This is a genomic window from Propionispora vibrioides, from assembly GCF_900110485.1.
Lineage (GTDB): Bacteria > Bacillota > Negativicutes > Propionisporales > Propionisporaceae > Propionispora > Propionispora vibrioides.
Window position 1 is genome coordinate 13641 of the sequence record NZ_FODY01000022.1, and the last position, 18663, is coordinate 32303.

The following is an 18663-nucleotide window of genomic DNA, read 5'->3' on the forward strand; positions in this document are numbered from 1 at the left end:
TTCATAATAGTAAAGTGGTGTGGTGATGAATTTTTAACAAACTCATGGAAGTTACGAGGAAAATATCAATATGGGGCAGGACTGTGGGTTTGCTTGGCGAATGAAAATTTTAATTTGTATTCTCAGATCACGGAGTCGGCGATGGCGTGAAAAATAAATCAGCATGTGGAGATCATTGGAGCGCACATGCCGCTTTATTATTTATAGGGTTGTGTTTTTCTAGCGGAAAAAGGGGGAAATCCTATTGATGCCGATAGCTGTTCATAAGCGTGCCTATCTGGTAATCACAGTGGTACTGACTGTTGGTTTTCTTTGCTTTGCTTTAGTTCATCTGAACGATCAGCGACAGCTTGATCTAGCGAAGAAAGAGCGGGAATTATTAAAAATTGCCGCCATACTGGAAGGAAGGCTTTTGCCGGTGCTGGAAAGGCTGGACAGCCAGGGAAAATTGCCGGCCGGCTTTTCGGAGCGGGAGAAACGGGCCCGGATCAATGCGGCTTTGCAGCCGGTGCTGGATGAATTTGCCGAAGGATATCCGCTTTATTCCCTGGGACTTTATCTGGAGGACCTGCAGGTTGTGGCTGTGACGCCTTTTAACGGCAGCCTGCTGGGGAGAACGTTGTTGTTTGACCCGCTGCGGGATTTTGAACTGCAGCGCGTTAGCATGCCTTATGTAGAAAACGATTTCACCTGGGACGGGAAGGAGCAACTGCTGTTAACCTATCCGGTGACGCTAGGCCATGTACGGGGCCATGTGTGGATCAATTGCAAGGCGCGGCCTTGGGATGCCGCGGTGATGTGGCCGGCGGCCGAGCGGCTGGCGGTATTTTTTATTTGCTGGTTTTTAGCGATGATTTTGTTATGGCATTTATTTAGAAGGATGGAAACCGGTCTGCGTCAACTGGTGGAGGAGTGGCGGCAGTCCGATACATTACCGGTGCGGCTGCGGGAGTACCCTGTGCTGGTGCCGCTGTTTGAACGGCTGGTTCAATTGCAGACAGCAGTACAAGCCGAAGTGGCAACGAAAGAAAAACTGGGCCGGGAAATCAGCCGCCTGGACCGGCTGCAACTGGTATCGCAAATGGCGGCTGGCGTAGCGCATGAAATTCGCAATCCCATGACGGTAGTGATGGGGTTTGTTCAGATGATGGCGCAAAAGGCGGAGGAAAGGTCGAAGAGTAAGTTTGCCCTGATTATGGACGAACTGAAACGGGTTAACGACATTATTTCCGATTTCCTGTCGCTGGCGCGGGACAAAGAACTCGAAAAGGGGCGGTACAGCCTCAATGATATTATCCAGGGGCTGTATCCGCTTATTTATGCCGACACCATCAAGCAGGGCATTGACCTGCAGGTGGAATTGGCCGATCAGTTGCCGGCGGCCTATTTGGACAGCAAGGAAACCAAACAATTGATTTTAAACCTGACGCGCAACGCCATTGAAGCTATGGTTGGTCGGGGAAACCTGCTGATCCGGACCGACCGGGAAGGCGACAGAGTCCGGTTGTGCATTGCCGATACGGGCTGTGGAATTCCCCAGGATATTCTCGACAAGGTGTTTGATCCGTTTTTTACGACCAAAGCGGAGGGGACCGGTCTGGGTCTGGCTGTTTGCAAAAGCATCGTAGAGCGTCACGAGGGAACGATTGAGGTAGAATCCTCACCGGGCAAGGGGACGGTTTTTACAATTTATTTTCAGGTTGCTGGTAGCTAGTGCAAGATAATGGTTTAAAAAATGAGTGGAACAAGGTAAAATGTAAGTATTGGCGCACGGTTAGTGCGGTTTGATTATATCCTGACAAAAGTTTAGTGCTGACGGGTGATTTTTCCGCAGATTGAGGATACTATGGCTATGCCGCAGATGTAATCATGATTATTTGAAGAAATGTCAGAAAAAGTGGAACGGAGACATAGGATAGATGAGCAATGCGTTTTTAAAGGGGACACTGGTATTGACCATTGGCGGCGCCATTGTCAAGGTGACCGGTGCGCTAAACTGGATGATTTTGTCACGGGTGCTAAGCGCGGAAGGGATTGGAATTTATCAACTGGCGTTTCCTATTTATGTACTGGCCTTTACCGTATCGTCGGCCGGCTTCCCGGTAGCCATCTCCATCGTTACGGCGGAAAAGCTGGCTAACAATGATTTTAAAGGGGCCAAACGGGTATTTACCGTTTCGCTGTCCGTTATGGCCATTACCGGCCTGATTATGAGCCTGCTGATGTACTTTGGCGCCGGCTGGCTGATCGATACACATTTTGTACGGGACGCCCGGGCCTATCATTCGTTGATCGCCTTGGCGCCGGCCGTGTTTTTTGTGACCCTGCTTTCCAGCTTCCGGGGATATTTCCAGGGCTGGCAGTTTATGACTCCTACAGCTGTGTCGCAGATCGTGGAACAACTGGTTCGGGTGGTGACGATGATTGCCTTTGCCAGCATGCTGTTGCCGCAGGGCCTGGAATATGCGGCGGCCGGTGCCACCTTTGGTGCCGCACCTGGCGCCGTGTTCGCCCTGGGAGTGCTGCTGGCCTATTACTGGCAGCTCAAGAAAAGATACCGGGAAAAGCTGAAGGATCAGGTGGCTTATGCTGTCCAGGAGACTAAACGCAGCATTATCCGGCGGATTGTCAAGCTATCCATTCCGGTGTCACTGGCCCAGATGCTGCTGCCGGTGGTGGCTATTTTAGATTTGCTTATTGTGCCGCTGCGCCTGGAGGCGGCCGGATTTTCCGTCGAACGGGCGACCGAGTTATACGGCTATCTGACCGGCATGGCGCTGCCGTTGGTCAATATGGCCACTATTCTGACGGCATCCCTTGCGCTAAGCCTGGTGCCGGCCATTTCGGAAGCCGCCGCCCTGGGTGACCGGCAGATGTCCTATCAGAGAGTGGCAACAGCTATGCGTATTTCCAATTTAATTACCATTCCTGCCTGTATTGGGCTTAGTATTCTGGCGACGCCGGTGTCGCAGATTTTTTATGGGGCACCGGAGGCGGGGACTACCGTCGCCGTCATGGTTATCGGCATATTTTTTCTGGGTATGCAGCAGGTTTCCACCGGTATTTTGCAGGGCTTAAGCCATACCAGTATCCCGTTGGTTAATATGGTGATTTCCCTTCTGGTAAAAGTGCTGATTAACTGGATTCTGGTGGCACTTCCCTGGTGGGGGATTGTCGGTGCCGCCTGGGGAACGGTGGCCGATTATGCGGTGGCTGCCATACTGAATATTTATTTTGTGAAGCGCTATACCGGCTTTAGCATTGATCTTGTGGAAACAGGTAAAATGCTGGTTGCCGGTGTCGCCATGGGCGGCGTGATTTACACTGCTTTTGGCCTGCTGTCAGCCGGTGGCGTATTTATCGCTACCGCCGTCGCTATTGTGGCTGGCAGTCTGGTATACGGGGTTGTCTTAATCCTGACCGGCGGTCTGGTGGAACAGGATATTCGTATTTTGCCCTATATCGGTCAATGGCTGGCCGAGTTTTTGCAAAGACGGAAGTGGCTGAAAAAATAAGGCCTTGGAAGAAGGTGAAGAGGACGCGCCGCTGCGTCCTCTTCGTTTTTCCCCTTTGCTTTCGCTGCTGTTTGACGGCACCCGGCAGGTAAAGACAGCCTTCATATAGTATATATAATCATAGTTTGCGAATACTTCCAAGAAAGGCTTGAAAATACATGAGCATACGTCAACCGATACAAACCTCGGCGCCGCGGGTGCAGCGCCGAATGGCGATATTGTTTACTCTGCTGCTGCTGGCAGTTACCGGTCTGATTGGTCGAATTGCCTGGATTCAGTTTGTCGACGGTAAAAACCTGGCTTTGAAGGTGCAGCACCAACTGGTCGACAATAAGGTGCTGCAATCGCCGCGCGGTACGATTTACGACCGCAACGGACGGGAACTGGCACTGAGCTGTCTGACGAAGTCTCTTTACGCCGATCCGGGCATGCTGAAACCGGATAAGGAGTCGGTTGCTGCTGTTCTGGCGCCGGTATTAGGCATGAATGTGGGTGCCTTGCAGGAAGCGCTGGGGCGGGAGGGCCATTTCGTCTGGTTAAAGCGCATGCTGGATGCCGATGTTTCTCAGAAAGTGGCCGAACTGATTGAAAAGAATAATATTAAAGGCTTAGGCTTCATTGAGGAAAGTAAACGCTATTATCCTAACGATATGCTGGCAGCCCATGTACTCGGCTTTGTCGGAACCGACGATGTTGGGCTGGAAGGCATGGAACTGGCGCTGGACAATGTCATCAAAGGCAAGCTGTCGGAAGCGACTATTGAGACGGACAGTCATGGTACTCCCATTTTTAAGTCCATCTTTAATTTTCTGCCCCGCAAGGAAGGCAAAAGTGTTAGGCTGACCTTGGACAGCACCATTCAATTTATCGTGGAGCAAAGCCTGGATAAGGTAATGAGCGCCACCAAAGCCAACGCGGCTACGGCAATTGTCATGAACCCCCGCACCGGGGAAGTGCTGGCCATGGCCAGCCGTCCGGGGTATAACCCTAATTACTTTGGCCAGTACAGCGAAAAGGAATGGAAAAACCGGGCCATTTCAATTATTTATGAGCCAGGTTCCACTTTTAAAAGCATTGTTGCCGCCGCGGCCTTGCAGGAAGGGCTCGTAACACCGGAGGAACGGTTTGTCGATACGGGCGTTGTTGAGGTGTCCGGCCGGCGTATTCGCAACTGGAGTGGTGAAGGCTACGGCAATATTTCGTTTACCGATATAATAAAGCAATCAATCAACACCGGCTTTGTTCAGGTCGGAATGCGGGTTGGCGCCGTTAAGCTCAATGATTATGTACGGAATTTCGGGTTTGGCAAAACAACCGGCATTGAGCTGGAAGGGGAGGAAAGCGGTATTTTGTTTGATCCTCATGAGATGAGGGATTCCGATCTGGCGACTATGTCAATCGGGCAGAGTATTGCCGTAACGCCGCTGCAACTTATTACCGCCGTATCGGCCATTGCCAATGACGGTGTATTGCTAAAGCCGCATATTGTAAAAGAAATGCTGAATGCTGACGGCAGTGTATTCAGCGCAACCCCGACCGATGTCGTCCGGCAGGTAATTCGATCCGATACAGCTCATACGCTGGCGGGCCTGATGGAAAAGGTCGTGTCTGAAGGCGGCGGGAAAAATGCGTTCGTTCCCGGCTATCGCTTTGCCGGCAAAACGGGTACGGCGGAAAAATTGAATGAAAAGAGCGGCGGCTATGAAGACGGCCATTACATTGCCTCTTTCATAGGCTTTGGTCCGGTGGACGATCCGCAAATCAGCGTCCTGATTGTCATTGACGATCCTGACGGCATGTATTATGGCGGCGAAATTGCAGCTCCGGTGTTTAGCGAGATCGCTTCCCAGATTATGCGGTATTTGAATATTCCTCCTTCGACCAATGCACTGCCGACGACCGGTACTGCCGCACCGGCCCAAACACCGCCGCCGGCAGCGCCGGCTGTGGCGGCGTCAGCGTCAGGGACGGTGACGATGCCTAACTTGTCCGGCAAAACGGTGCGGGAAGCGGCGGAAATCCTGGACAGGCTTGGGTTGGCCATGCTGCCGGTGGGAAGCGGGGTGGCGGTAAGCCAAAGCATTGCGCCGCAGACGTCGGTCAACGCCGGTAGTGAAATAACCGTAACATTTGGGGCAAGGTGATGGCGATGGACAGACAGGAACTGGCGGAACTGCTGGCAAGTATGGCGCTGCTGCTCGAACTTGCCGGAGAAAATACTTTTAAAATACGGGCCTATCAGGGTGCCTCCCGGACAATTGGCAAGTTAACGGAGGATTTGGATGAATTGTACCGGAGCGGCAAGCTGGAAACAATCAAAGGGATTGGCCGGGCTATTGCCCGGCATATTGCGGAATATGCCGAAACCGGCACGATTGAAGAATATCGGCAGCTTAAATCGACAGTGGCGCCGTCCTTGCTGGAATTGGTCAAAATTCCGGGACTGGGACCGAAAAAGGCAATGGCCGTTCACGCGGCTCTCGGCGTCAACTCCATCGGCGAGCTGGAATATGCCTGCCGGGAAAACCGGCTGATCGCCCTGAACGGATTTGGCGAGAAAACACAGCAGGCCGTACTGCGGGGGATTGAATATATGAAAAAATTCCAGGGAAGTTTATTGCTGGCTGAGGCGTGGCCTTTGGCAGAACGCGTAGCCGCTTATTTGCTGGAGCAGGACGGCCTGACGGCCGCTCAGGTAGCCGGGGAGGTCCGGCGGCGTTGCCCAACCGTACGGGAAATCGTCGTTGTAGTACAGGCCGATGCGGCCGGATTAGCCGCGCTGGAGGGAATTTTGACCGCCATGCCCGGTGTAGAACAGGTAACAAGCCCGGAAACAGGCTGTTTTGCAGCTACTTTATCGGTTGGAATTTCACTGCTTATCCGGGTAGCGGCGGTGGCGGAGTTTCCGACGGCTTTATGCCTTTTTACCGGCAATGAGCGGCATGTGGCGGAACTTATCCGCCTGGCTGGTGAACAGGGGTGGACCTTGGCCGGTGGCCGGCTGGTGACTGCTGACGGGAAGGCGGTGCCGGTGGCGGCTGAGGCGGATGTATACCGAAAGCTGGGGCTGGATTATCCGGAGCCGGAGCTGAGAGAAGGCCAGGATGAAATTGCGCTGGCTGCGCGGCAGCGCTTGCCGGTGTTAGTACAGCCTGGCGATCTGCGTGGCGCCTTTCATATGCATACCACCTATTCGGACGGTACGGCCAGCTTGGCCGCTATGGGCGAGGCTGCGGCGACACGCGGCTGGTCTTATATAGGAATAACCGACCATAGCCGGACGGCCGTGTATGCCGGTGGCCTTTCGCTGGGGCAGATACAGGCACAGCGGCAGGAAATCGAGCGGCTTAATGCCAACCGGCCGGACTGCCTGATTCTGGCGGGAATTGAAAGCGATATTTTGCCGGACGGTTCGCTGGATTATCCGGACGATATACTGGCTCAGTTTGATTTTGTTATTGCTTCGGTGCATTCGGCGTTTCGTCAAAGCGCGGCGGAGAAAACCAAGCGGTTGAAAAAGGCTATGCAAAATCGCTATGTCACCATGCTGGGGCATCCTACCGGACGCATCCTGCTGGCCCGCGAGGAGTATCCCTTGGATATGCCGGAGATCATTCAGACAGCGGCGGATACAGGGACTATCATTGAAATTAATGCCAGCCCCTACCGGTTGGATTTAGACTGGACCTGGTGCCGGGTGGCCAGGGAAAAAGGAGTTCTTTTGTCGGTAAATCCCGATGCCCATGGTGTGGCCGAGCTGGATTCTGTTGTTTACGGTGTGGCGGTTGCCCGTAAGGGAGGGCTAACGGCGGCCAATCTCTTAAATACCAGAGAACGGCCGGAAATGCTTACGCTGCTAAAGCGCAAAAGATAAGGGCCCGGCTTACCGGTGACCTTGTTTTTTTGATCATATAAATAGCCGGCAAAATAGTAAGCCGGCCGGAAAATCATAACAAGGCGGTTATTAGCCGCCTTGTTTGTATGGGGAGAGGATTAAGACTTGTTGTTCGCGTCGTACTGAGCAGTCAGCGTACCGCTGGTGCTGCCAGTGCTGCCACCGCCCATGCCGGATTCATATTGTTCGATCATCTTGCGGACCATATGTCCGCCTACACGACCGCAGTCGGCAGAGGTCATGGTCGACCAGCCCTGCGAGCGGACGCGGTCGGCGATGCCCAGTTCAGAAGCTATTTCCAGCTTCATGCGATCTAAAGCGTTTTCCGCAGCGGCGTTTACAGGTTTGTTGCTTCTTGACATTGATAATCACCTCCTTGATTTCGTAGTAAGGTTATTATCAACCAAAATGAGCAGCCTTATGCCGCAAGTCGGGCGTTAAATAGTGCCAGTACTGGTAATAACTCCGGCTGTTTTTGTTATATTACCGGGCCGGATTAAGTCTGATTCGTGGTACTTGCCGAACTTTTTCGCCCTTTTGGCCGTCGAAAAACAAAGGGGTATTGGACAAAATTTGCTATTGAACAGTGCCAAGGCACAAGTTATAATGAGGTATATTATGGAAGTAAAGGCAGCAGATTCTATATTAGAGAAAAAAATCAATTGCTGTCTGCCATTCCCGGCAGGGGAATTGGAGAAAAAGCGTACTCGGAGAAGCGCGGGTGACGTCAAACTGTCTTAGGGGGAGATACCGGAGGGTAGGACAGAAGCAAAGCAGGGGGAAAGGAAGAAATGAATGTTTGACCTGACAAAACAGCAGCAATTAATCGAGAAGGAGCGTTCCAGGCTGCATGAGCTGGTAATTGCCAAGCGGGGCAATTTGGCAGACCCGGAAGTAAATGAATTAAGCGCCCATTTGGATAGGTTGATTGTAGCGTACGAACGGAGTAAAATGGAAAAGAACAAAAGGCGGCAGTTTCAGCTATGACGAACTGAGGTTGCGCCGGAGGAGGGATTCGTATGCTGACTCGGCCGGTATGGGCTGAAATCAATATGGCGGCTATTGAGCACAATATCAGAAATATAAAGGCATTATTACAGCCTAAGACTAAATTTTGTGCCGTGGTAAAAGCCGATGGCTATGGCCACGGCGCGGTGGAAGTGGCCAGGCTGGCCCTGAAGGAAGGGGCCGATTATCTAGCGGTAGCACTTTTGAGTGAGGCTATTGAATTGCGTCAGGCCGGCGTGACGGCGCCGCTCTTAATTTTGGGTTATACGCCGCCGGAGCAGGCGCAGTTGCTCGTCGCTTATCAGATTACCCAGACAGTCTATAGTGAGGATATGGTCAGGGCTTTGTCGCGGGCAGCCACACACAGCGGCAAGCTGGCCAAGGTCCATATAAAAATAGATACAGGTATGGGGCGCATCGGCATCCGGCCGGAGGAAGCGGTGGTTTTTGCCCGGTTTGTCAGGGACTGTCCGGGACTCGAGCTGGAAGGGGTATTTTCACATTTAGCGGCAGCCGACAGCCAGGATAAGAGCTATGCTTACCGCCAGTATGCACTGTTTACGGCGGCGCTCCGGATGATTGAGGAGGCCGGCATTGCGGTGCCGCTCCGGCATATAGCCAATAGTGCCGCTATTTTAGACCTGCCGGACATGCAACTGGATATGGTCCGGCCCGGCATTATTTTGTACGGCCTGTTGCCTTCGGCGGAAGTACAGCCTTCTTTTTTGCTTGAACCGGCGATGAAGCTGAAGGCGCGAATCAGTCATATCAAGGAAGTACCGGCCGGTACGGCTATCAGCTATGGCTGTACCTTTGTGACGGACAAGCCCAGTGTGATTGCCACTTTGCCTGTAGGCTATGCCGACGGTTGGAGCCGTCTGATGGCCGGTAAGGCCAGCTTGTTGGTAAGGGGCCGGCGGGCCCCATTGGTCGGCCGTGTATGTATGGACCAGTGCATGATTGATGTTACCCATATTCCGGAAGCCGGCGGCGGCGATGAGGTGCTGCTGTTTGGCGGGGCGGAACTGCCGGCCGACGAAGTGGCCCGCCATATGGGGACGATTAATTATGAAGTGGTTTGTATGGTCAGCAAACGAGTCCCTAGAATCTACATTCGGGCCTAGTGTCTCATCCGGCAGAAATCTGCAGCAGGCCACCGGCCTTTTTGCCGTCAGTCTTCGTTGTCGTCGACTTGCATATAACCGATATGCGCGTCTCCTCCGTCTTGCCTGACGGCAAAAATTCTCGGTGCCATCTACATCTTTCCGCCGGATGAGACACTAAATGGAAACATAAGTTTCCAAAGGAAACGAATCATACCTGATATGGAATTAAAAGTAACCAAAATAGTGAAACTCATCAAGCTTTTGGCTGGTGAGTTTCTTTTTTGTCCATGAAATAGATGCTATTAGTAAGGGTGATAAAAAATATTTTATTTTTTTATTGTTTTTATAAAGTTGGCATGGATCATGCATAATATAAGAACGTTCCATTACTTTGTACATTCAGTTGGGGGAGATAGCAATGATTATTGGTGTGGTAAAAGAAATCAAAAATAATGAAAATCGAGTCGGTCTGACGCCGGCGGGAACTGAGGCGCTCTGTAAGGCGGGGCATGTTGTACTTGTGGAAAAATCGGCCGGTGTAGGCAGTGGTTTTTCCGACGAAAGTTACCAAAAAGCCGGTGGCACCATTCTGGCCGACAAAAAGGAACTGTTTGATAAAGCGGAAATGATCATTAAAGTAAAAGAGCCGCAACCGTCGGAATACGACTTGTTCCATGCGGGCCAAATTCTCTTTACCTACCTGCATTTGGCGCCAGAACCGGAATTGACCAAAGCGTTGCTGGATAAAAAGGTAGTGGGGATCGCTTATGAAACGATTGTAGGCCACAATAATTCCTTACCCCTCTTGTCTCCCATGAGTGAGATTGCCGGCCGTATGGCCGTGCAAATCGGCGCTCAGTTTCTCGAAAAGCCGAACTCCGGCAAGGGTGTCCTGCTAGGCGGTGTTCCCGGTGTAGAATCAGCTCAAGTGGTCATTATCGGCGGTGGTATCGTCGGCACTAATGCCGCTAAGATTGCGGCAGGTATGGGAGCCCGCGTAACCGTAATAGACCGTTCGGTGGAGCGGCTGGGTTATTTGGACGACATTTTTGGCGGACGGATTGTTACGGTCATGTCCAACAGTTATAATATCGCCCACTGGGTGCAAAAAGCCGATCTCTTGATCGGTGCCGTATTGCTGCCTGGGGCGAAGACACCGAAACTGGTGACGGAGGCCATGGTAAAATCGATGGAACCGGGTTCGGTTATTGTCGATGTGGCTATTGACCAAGGTGGCTCGGTGGAAACGATTGACCGCGTTACGACGCATAGTGAACCGACCTATACAAAATATGGCGTAGTCCATTATTCGGTGGCCAACATGCCGGGAGCGGTTGCCCGTACCTCGACGCTGGCATTGACCAATTCCACCTTGAATTACGCTTTGCAGATCGCCAACAAAGGCTATGTTCAGGCTGTCAAGGATGATGCCGGGCTGGCTAAGGGCGTTAACGTGATTGACGGCAAGTTGACCTATCAGGCTGTGGCTGAGGCACTGCAACTGCCTTACACACCGCTAAATGACGTATTGAAATAATTGTAAATACCGGAAGAACTCTCCCCATTGCCAGTGGGGCAGACCGCTTGTAGCGCGGGCTGCCTGCCGGTGGTGGGGAGTTTTTTTTCATTGTTCGACAGAAAATTTATTTTTTTTCATTGTGTCGAATATTTTGTAGTCATTGCGAGGATTTTATAATATACCGGAGAAATACGTAGTACATAACTTTGCCGTGCCATATATTTTGGAGTAGCATAGATGACGAATTAGCGAGGCATACCGGCGGCTCGCCTTTTCAGCCTGCAGGCATCTGACCGGAGTAGGTCTTGTGTGGAGGGTGTCGTGTTTTCTAATCAATACAGGGTAAAAACGGAAGAATTGAAACCGGGGATGATTGTGGCGCAGACAGTTGTCTCCGAGACCGGGCAGGTTTTACTGGAACAGGGCACATTACTGACGGAGGGCTTTATCCAAAACCTCATTAAATGGCAGGTGCCTTATGCGGTAGTGGTCATGCCCTATAAAATCCGTTCTGTTCAGCGTCGCTTTTTTTCTTTTTACGAAGATACACTAAGCATGATTACACAGACCTTTGAACGGGTGCGGACCTTTAATGAGGTGCCTGTTGCCGAGTGCCGGGAACTGGTGGACAGCTATATTGAATTGCTTGTCAATGTGGTTGGTGTGGTTGACCGGCTGTATCGGGTAAAAGCCCATAACGAGTATACCTTTCAGCATTCACTGAATGTGGCCATCTTGTCGGGCGTCTTGGGAAAGTGGCTGGGATTTAAGGGACAGGAGCTGAAAGATATCATTCTGGCCGGACTACTCCATGATGTGGGTAAATTGCTGATTTCCCAGGATATACTGGATAAGCCGGGCCGACTTACTGATGAGGAGATGCGGATTATCAAAACCCATCCGGCCCATGGCTATGATCTTTTGTCCAGATGTCCGGAGCTTCGCGAGGAGGTGCGGCTGGCCGCTCTGCAGCACCATGAACGGGAGGATGGCAGCGGCTATCCGGTGGCTTTGGCGGGTAAGGAAATTCACATATATGCTAAGATTGTGGCTCTGGCCGATATTTATGATGCCATGAGCTCGCAGCGGGTATACCGGCAAAGATTGCGTCCGTTTACAGTAGTGGACAATATCCTGCAGGATATGCAGGGCAAGCTGGACCCCCGCATCTGTATTACCTTCCTGTCCAACTTGCGCCGGTTTCTCTTGGGCAGTTCGGTGTTGCTGAGTGATGGAAACAGGGCTAAAATTGTCTGGCTTAATGATCTGCTGCGCATCAGGCCGGTAGTAAGGCTGGACTGCGGCAGTGTGGTGGATTTGGCAGAAGAGAAACAACTGGAGGTTGTGGCGCTGTTGGATGACAGTCCGGAAGTGTAGCGGAAATACTGTCGATTGATGACAACATATTTGGCAGAAGCATTGAAAAGTAAGGACATAATGCGTAGGTTAGGTCAAGACTGTTTGCTGCTATAACTGCCAGGTTGCTGTTGAGGTCGTTGGATGGATAGCAGACCAGCTGTCCATTTTTATTTGAATAGATGAGGAACAGGGGAGATTTGAGAGCTATGAAAGTAAAAAATATGCAAAACCGATTATTGATCATGCTATTGCCATTGGTATTGGTGGGACTGAGCATCCTGGCCGGGGTCAGTTATTATCTGTCCGCCGGCGCCTTGCGCGACAGTGTCGATCAAACCGCCAAGGCGGTGGGCACCGATTACGCCAATCAGATTCAGGGTGATGTCCGGCTGATGATGGCGCAATTGGCCGATCTGGCCAGTGTGCAGCGTATCCGGTCAGGAACTGACAAGGGGCAGATCGTGGCGGCCATGGCTGAGGCTAAAGACCGGCTGGGAGCTTTTGATGCCGTGGTATTCATTTTTCCGGACGGCACGGGGCTTAACAGCGAAGGCAATACGGCCAATTATGGCGAGCGGGATTATTTCAAAAAGGTAAAAGCCAGCAGGGACGCGGCGGTATCGGACCCGCTGGTCTCCAAGACGACCGGCAAGCTGTCGGTGGTACTGGCCGTACCGGTGATCTATAATAATCAGCTTACCGGTGTGCTGGTGGGGACGGTTTCGGTGGAAAGGCTGACTGCCAAGATTAAGGACCTGACTTTTCTGGACTCGGGCTACGGTCAGATTAGTGACGATTCAGGGCTTATCATTGCCCATCCGAAACGGCCCGATCTGGCGGGTAAGCTTAGCCTCCGGGATAAAAAGATTAATTCCGAGTTAAAGCTGCAGCAGGATGAGCTGGACGACCGGCTGATTCAACTGTTTAAAGCAGCCGCCGACGAAGGAAAACAGGCTCGCGGGGTATATTCCTTTGTGGATGGCGTGACCAGGATAGCGGTGACCACACCGGTTGATTTGCCGGGCGAGCAGCGCTGGGTGGTAACGGTAGCAGCGCCGGAGGTGGAAGCTACCCGGCAATCGTCAGCGCTGGCGAAAGCCATGCTGATCATCTCGATTATCTCGCTGCTGGTGGTTGGCTCTTTCATTGTGCTCATCGCCAGACAGTTGGCCGGACCGATTGCGATTATCCGTGATGAATGTCTCTTGCTGGCGCAGGGTGATTTGCGTGACCGGAAGGCTAGGGTTAGAACCGAGGATGAAATCGGCCAGTTGGCGCAAGGGTTCCGGCAGATGCGGGACAATCTACGGGCGCTGGTGATGAAAATTCACTCCCAGTCGGATCAACTGGCCGCTTCCAGCGAGCAACTGACGGCCGGTGCCGGACAGTCGGCACTGGCGGTTAACCAGGTGGCCGATTCGATTACCACGGTGGCGGCCGGTTCGAGCGAACAAATGACAGCGGTCAGAGAAACCGTCCAGGTGGTCGAGCAGATGTCAGACCATATTCAAAGGCTGGCGGAAGATACCGTTACCGTTGCCGCCCAGTCGGCCCAGGCTGCCAGCCAGGCCAATGACGGCGACGCGGCGGTCAGCCGGGCTATTGAACAGATGAATCAAATTGAAGAGACTGTTACCGGTTCGGCCCGGCTGGTAACCGAACTGGGTGAACGGTCAAAGGAAATCGGGCAAATTGTGGCCACCATTTCCGGTATTGCCGGCCAGACTAATTTGCTGGCGCTCAATGCCGCTATTGAGGCGGCACGGGCTGGTGAGCAGGGCCGGGGCTTTGCCGTCGTGGCGGAAGAGGTGCGCAAACTGGCCGAGCAGTCGCAACTGGCGACCGAACAGATTGCCGCTTTGATCAATAGCATTCAGACGGAAACGGATGAGGCTGTAACGGCGATGAATAACGGCACGAAAGAGGTCAAGCTGGGAGCAGAGGTTGTCGATGCCGCCGGCCAGGCTTTCCGGGAGATTGTTACGCTGATCAATCAGGTTTCCGGTCAGGTGGAGGGGTTCTCGGTAGCTATTGGGCAGTTGACTCAGGGCAGCCAGCAAATCGTGGAGTCGGTCAATCAGATCGAGAATCTGAGCCGGAAGACGGCCGGCGAGGCCCAGACTGTATCGGCTGCCAGCGAGGAGCAGTCGGCTTCAATGGAGGAAATCGCTTCCTCCAGTCAGAGCCTGGCTAATCTGGCCACGGAGCTTAGAGATTCGGTCAGCAAGTTCCAGGTATAGAGCCGGGGGCGCCGCTACAGTCTTAAAACAGTAGATACTGGCGAGGTTAGTTTACAGCCCAGAGCGGCGGGAGGCATACCAGGAATGCTGACTGACGGCATTGAAGGAGTGGGGAAGATAGACCGCCAGCATTCACTGGTTTAAGGGCTGATAGGGTAACTAAGATTGGACAATAGGAAAAATACCGGTACTGTAGTGTGCCGGTATTTTTTTAGTAGGATTATTGAGGATTATGTCGAATAGATAAAAAGATTATACAGCCTAATACTTTATCAGTCTTAAAACGGTGGATTAAGACTGATAAAGTACTAGTGCGGGGCGGTCTTCGCTACAGGACGGATAACCGGATACGAAGCAGACTATAAGAAAATTTGGGGGTCGTGTACATGGACGAGAAAGACTGGGAGAGCTTTAAGCAAAAGCTGAACAACAAGTCGGGTATTAACCTGAACGATTATAAACCGGCTCAAATGCAGCGGCGGATTAGCAATTTAATGACCCGCCACGGCGTACATACCTATATGGACTTTTTTGCTCTCATTGAGCGTAATCCAGTGCTATATAAGGATTTTATCGACTACCTGACCATCAACGTTACCGAGTTTTTCCGGACGCCGGAAAAGTTCAGCGAGCTGGAGAGTAAGGTTCTGCCCGAGCTATTGGCGAAAAGTCCGAAGCTGAATATCTGGAGTGCCGGCTGCTCTATTGGGGCTGAGCCTTATTCGCTGGCGATGATTCTGGCCGACATGACGCCCAATACCAGACACCGGATTCTGGCAAGCGATCTGGATGTGGAAATTCTGGCCAAAGCACAGAAAGGCATCTATACCAGCAATGAATTTAAGAATATTTCCCAAAGCCGGGCCAGCAAGCATTTCAAGCAGGAAAATGGTCAGTATGTGATCAGCAATGACATCAAATCCCGTGTGGAATTTAAGCGGCATAACCTGCTCTTGGATAAGTTCGATTCCGGTTTTGATCTGATACTCTGCCGCAATGTGGTTATTTATTTCACGGAAGAGGCCAAGGATGCCCTGTACCGGCGGTTTTTGGCAGCCCTTAAACCGGGCGGCGTGCTGTTCGTCGGCGGTACCGAGGCTATTTTGAATTTCCGGGAGATTGGCTTCCAGCAATACCTGCCGTTCTTCTATCGTAAGCCTTTTTAGACACCTTGATAAGCTTGTAGGGATTATTTCGTCCCCAAGGCGGCGGAAAGGCCGCACATATCGGACCTATGCGATGAGCGGAAAAAGGCTGTAAGCTTATCTATGTAGTTAGATGACGCAAGATGCCGGTCTAGAGGGCACCCCAGTCGGATAGCAGGCGGAACATAGCCGTCAACTGGTTGAGCAGCACTCGCGGCAGCGTGCGTTCCTCAATCGCCTGAGCGGCGACGATATCCACCGTTTTTACCGGCTGATCGTTGACGTAAAAAATAATTTCCCCGATTTTTTGCCCCTGGTATACAGGGGCTTTTAGTTTATCCGGCAGGTCGGTTTTCACAGTTACGTGAGGCAAATCCTCGGTCGCCACGGTTAGAGCGGCATAAGTTGTCGCTAAGGCATCCACCTCACCGGCAAAGCCGTCCTCAACGGGAAGTACGGCGACGATTTCATTCTCCTGGGCAAATTCATAGAGATCAAAGGCGTTGAAGCCGTATTTGAGCAACTGCATGGAATCGTACCAGCGGTTATGATCATGGAGCACTACGGCGATAAGCTTCTGATTGCCCCTGGTGGCACTGGATACCAGGCAGGGGCCGGCTTCACCGGTCGTGCCGGTCTTGACTCCGTCGGCATCGTCCAGCATCCATAGCAGTTTGTTGGTGTTGCGTAAGTTTACGTCATGGCCCTGGCCCCGTTTGTCCAGCCATTCGATGGTAGTTTCTTTCGTATTGACAATGTCAGCAAAGATAGGATTATTTAGAGCATAGCGGGACATCCAGGCCAGATCGAAGGCCGTGGAATAGTGACCGGCGGCGCTTAGACCGTTGGGGTTGCAGAAATGACTGTGCAGCGCGCCTAAGGCCGCCGCCTTTTGATTCATCAAATCGACAAAAGCCTCGCTGGAACCGGCCAGATATTCGGCAATGGCGACAGCAGCGTCGTTGCCGGAACGGAGCAATAGGCCTGTCACCAGTTCACGAAGGGAGATGAGCTGACCGGGATACAGGTGCATGGAGGAGCCTGGCGTGGACGAGGCTTTGACGCTGACTTTGGTCATTTCATCCAGCCGGCCGCTTTCGATGGCCAGGATCGCGGTCAGAATTTTGGTGGTGCTGGCCGGGGCGCCCCGTTTGTTCATATTTTTGTTATAGAGAACCTGCCCTGTTTTGGCATCCATTAAGATAGCGGCGTTGGCCTTGATGTCCGGCACCGCCGCTGCTGCTGCCCCGGCTGCTGGATAGAGGAGCAGGACCAAGGCGAGCAGGCAGGAGCAAAGACAGTTTGTAACAGCCATGATAACCCTCCCGGCAATAGTAGTCACTAGTACTTTGGCAGCTCCAAGCCGGTGAATACTGACGGTCTATTTGCCGCAACCCTTCGTTGTAGTCAGTCTGCATACTTCCGGTATGCTTTTACGTCTGGTGTTGTGAAAAATAGCCTCGCCATGATCCTGCCGTTTGAGGACCGACAAGGTACTCGCCTCTTTCTTTATCCATATATATTTAGCAGGTGGCAGGTTCATGCCGGATGTTGTAGAGAAAGAAGGCATTTGGCCGGATTATTCGTAAGGGTACGGTTTTAGCTGTTGCCAGTGGTTTTGGATCAATTGTTCATAGCGCATCATAGCTGCTGTCCGTTCGTTGCGCAGAGCCTGAATGGAGCTTAAGAGCTGCTGATTAAAGTGGTATATCTTGTGCTTGGGAATTACGACCGGTTTGGCGTATTCCTGCAGCTTGGTGGCTACCTTGGCATTGCTTCGCCCGCATTTTAGGAAAACAGCCGGCTCCAGCAAGTCCGAGCCATCATAGCGGTTAATCAGGCAATTGGGCTCCAGGCGGTCAAGGATATTTTTGGTTTCTCCCTCATAGATCAGAGCCTGTTGACAACCAGGGCAGGTATTGGTCGCAGGGGAAAGCCAGGTATTACAATTAAGACAGATAAAGCCGGTCATGACGGCACCTCCGTAGCTTTTCGCGGCGACCGGCCAGACGCCTGGCCGCCGTAGATATTGTCAGTAGTAAACTGCCCGGAAAGGAAGAAAAATATTTACTCCCCACGGCGCTGGGAATAAAACCTAGGTGATGCTTGCAGGATTTAGGCTACCGCTTCACTAATTATTATGTAGTAGTAGGCCATTTCTGTCATATTGAGGTGTAGTGTGTGAAACAGTTGAATGAAATACCGATATTTTCCGATTTGGCGGAAGAACAATTGAGGCAGATTGAGACTTGTACCACCGATCGGCTGTATCGTAAAGGCATGATTATTTTTATGGAAGGCCAGCCTGGCGAAGGGTTCCATTATATACAGCAGGGAAGAGTTAAAATCGTTAAAATATCCGATGACGGGCGGGAACACATTATTCATCTGCTAGATGAAGGCGATATTTTTGCCGGTGTGGTCCTGTTTAACACCGCGCCTTATCCGGCGACTGCCGTGGCGTTGGAGGATTGCCGGATCGGCGTGATAAAAAACAGCGATTTGGAACAGCTGGCACTGCATAACAACGCGCTGGCCATGCATCTGATCAAGGCGATCAATCAGCGGCTGCTTTATGCCCAGCAGAAAATCGCCAATCTGGCGCTGCATGATGTTACAGCCCGGACGGCGGAAGTGCTGCTGCGGCTGGGTAAAGAAAAAGGGCGGCGCAATGCCAACGGCCAGATTATCATTGAAATGACGCTGTCGCGGCAGGATTTGGCCAGTTTGGTGGGGACGACGCGAGAGACAGTCACCCGTACGCTAAGTTCGCTGAAAAAGAGTAAGGTCATTGATTTTGACAGCGGCAGCATGGTCATTCTGGACGAAGCGGCCCTGACGGAATATTTGCCTTAGAATGAAAAAGGCTGACGTTT

At 52.0% G+C, this 18663-nt stretch carries 14 protein-coding genes; 11 read left to right on the forward strand and 3 right to left on the reverse strand.

Going from position 1 to position 18663, the window contains the following annotated elements:
• Window positions 1-247: 247 nt before the first annotated feature.
• From BMW43_RS15465 to polX, 4 genes are all read left to right on the forward strand, one after another.
• The gene (locus BMW43_RS15465; protein WP_091749585.1) at window positions 248-1714 is read left to right on the forward strand and encodes a two-component system sensor histidine kinase NtrB; all 1467 of its coding nucleotides are present in this window, start codon (window positions 248-250) and stop codon (window positions 1712-1714) included.
• A 205-nt stretch (window positions 1715-1919) separates the two neighbouring features.
• Window positions 1920-3515, forward strand: coding sequence for a putative polysaccharide biosynthesis protein (locus BMW43_RS15470; protein WP_091749588.1), 1596 nt, complete (start codon window positions 1920-1922; stop codon window positions 3513-3515).
• A 158-nt stretch (window positions 3516-3673) separates the two neighbouring features.
• Complete coding sequence (locus BMW43_RS15475; protein ID WP_091749591.1) at window positions 3674-5659, forward strand: PASTA domain-containing penicillin-binding protein; 1986 nt, start codon at window positions 3674-3676, stop codon at window positions 5657-5659.
• A 5-nt stretch (window positions 5660-5664) separates the two neighbouring features.
• Window positions 5665-7389, forward strand: a complete 1725-nt coding sequence (polX, locus tag BMW43_RS15480) for a DNA polymerase/3'-5' exonuclease PolX (protein WP_177173626.1) — start codon at window positions 5665-5667, stop codon at window positions 7387-7389.
• A gap of 119 nt (window positions 7390-7508) precedes the next feature.
• Here the strand turns inward: polX and BMW43_RS15485 are convergent, their stop codons facing one another.
• Window positions 7509-7772 carry an alpha/beta-type small acid-soluble spore protein gene (locus BMW43_RS15485; RefSeq protein ID WP_091749597.1) on the reverse strand — a complete coding sequence of 88 codons (264 nt, stop codon included), beginning with the start codon at window positions 7770-7772 and terminating at the stop codon, window positions 7509-7511.
• 433 nt (window positions 7773-8205) lie between these two features.
• Here BMW43_RS15485 and BMW43_RS15495 point away from each other — a divergent pair, with 433 nt between their 5' ends.
• From BMW43_RS15495 to BMW43_RS15520, 6 genes are all read left to right on the forward strand, one after another.
• Window positions 8206-8397, forward strand: coding sequence for an aspartyl-phosphate phosphatase Spo0E family protein (locus BMW43_RS15495; protein WP_091749603.1), 192 nt, complete (start codon window positions 8206-8208; stop codon window positions 8395-8397).
• 32 nt (window positions 8398-8429) lie between these two features.
• Window positions 8430-9542: an alanine racemase gene (gene alr / locus BMW43_RS15500; protein WP_091749605.1), complete on the forward strand. Its 1113-nt coding sequence runs from the start codon at window positions 8430-8432 to the stop codon at window positions 9540-9542.
• A gap of 400 nt (window positions 9543-9942) precedes the next feature.
• A complete protein-coding gene (gene ald / locus BMW43_RS15505; protein WP_091749608.1) occupies window positions 9943-11061 on the forward strand; it encodes an alanine dehydrogenase in 1119 nt (372 codons plus the stop codon).
• A 303-nt stretch (window positions 11062-11364) separates the two neighbouring features.
• The gene (locus BMW43_RS15510; RefSeq protein ID WP_091749611.1) at window positions 11365-12420 is read left to right on the forward strand and encodes an HD-GYP domain-containing protein; all 1056 of its coding nucleotides are present in this window, start codon (window positions 11365-11367) and stop codon (window positions 12418-12420) included.
• Between the two features lie 188 nt (window positions 12421-12608).
• Window positions 12609-14642: a methyl-accepting chemotaxis protein gene (locus tag BMW43_RS15515; RefSeq protein WP_091749614.1), complete on the forward strand. Its 2034-nt coding sequence runs from the start codon at window positions 12609-12611 to the stop codon at window positions 14640-14642.
• A gap of 386 nt (window positions 14643-15028) precedes the next feature.
• The gene (locus tag BMW43_RS15520; protein ID WP_091749617.1) at window positions 15029-15808 is read left to right on the forward strand and encodes a CheR family methyltransferase; all 780 of its coding nucleotides are present in this window, start codon (window positions 15029-15031) and stop codon (window positions 15806-15808) included.
• Window positions 15809-15938: 130 nt separating this feature from the next.
• On the opposite strand, the gene BMW43_RS15525 is transcribed toward BMW43_RS15520, so the two are convergent.
• Entirely contained in the window at window positions 15939-17102 is a 1164-nt protein-coding gene (locus BMW43_RS15525) for a D-alanyl-D-alanine carboxypeptidase family protein (protein ID WP_091749620.1), read from the reverse strand.
• Window positions 17103-17366: 264 nt separating this feature from the next.
• Window positions 17367-17759 (reverse strand): hypothetical protein, encoded by a 393-nt coding sequence (locus BMW43_RS15530; RefSeq protein ID WP_091749623.1) that lies wholly within the window; start codon window positions 17757-17759, stop codon window positions 17367-17369.
• 209 nt (window positions 17760-17968) lie between these two features.
• Here BMW43_RS15530 and BMW43_RS15535 point away from each other — a divergent pair, with 209 nt between their 5' ends.
• A complete protein-coding gene (locus tag BMW43_RS15535) occupies window positions 17969-18643 on the forward strand; it encodes a Crp/Fnr family transcriptional regulator (RefSeq protein WP_091749626.1) in 675 nt (224 codons plus the stop codon).
• Window positions 18644-18663: the final 20 nt, after the last annotated feature.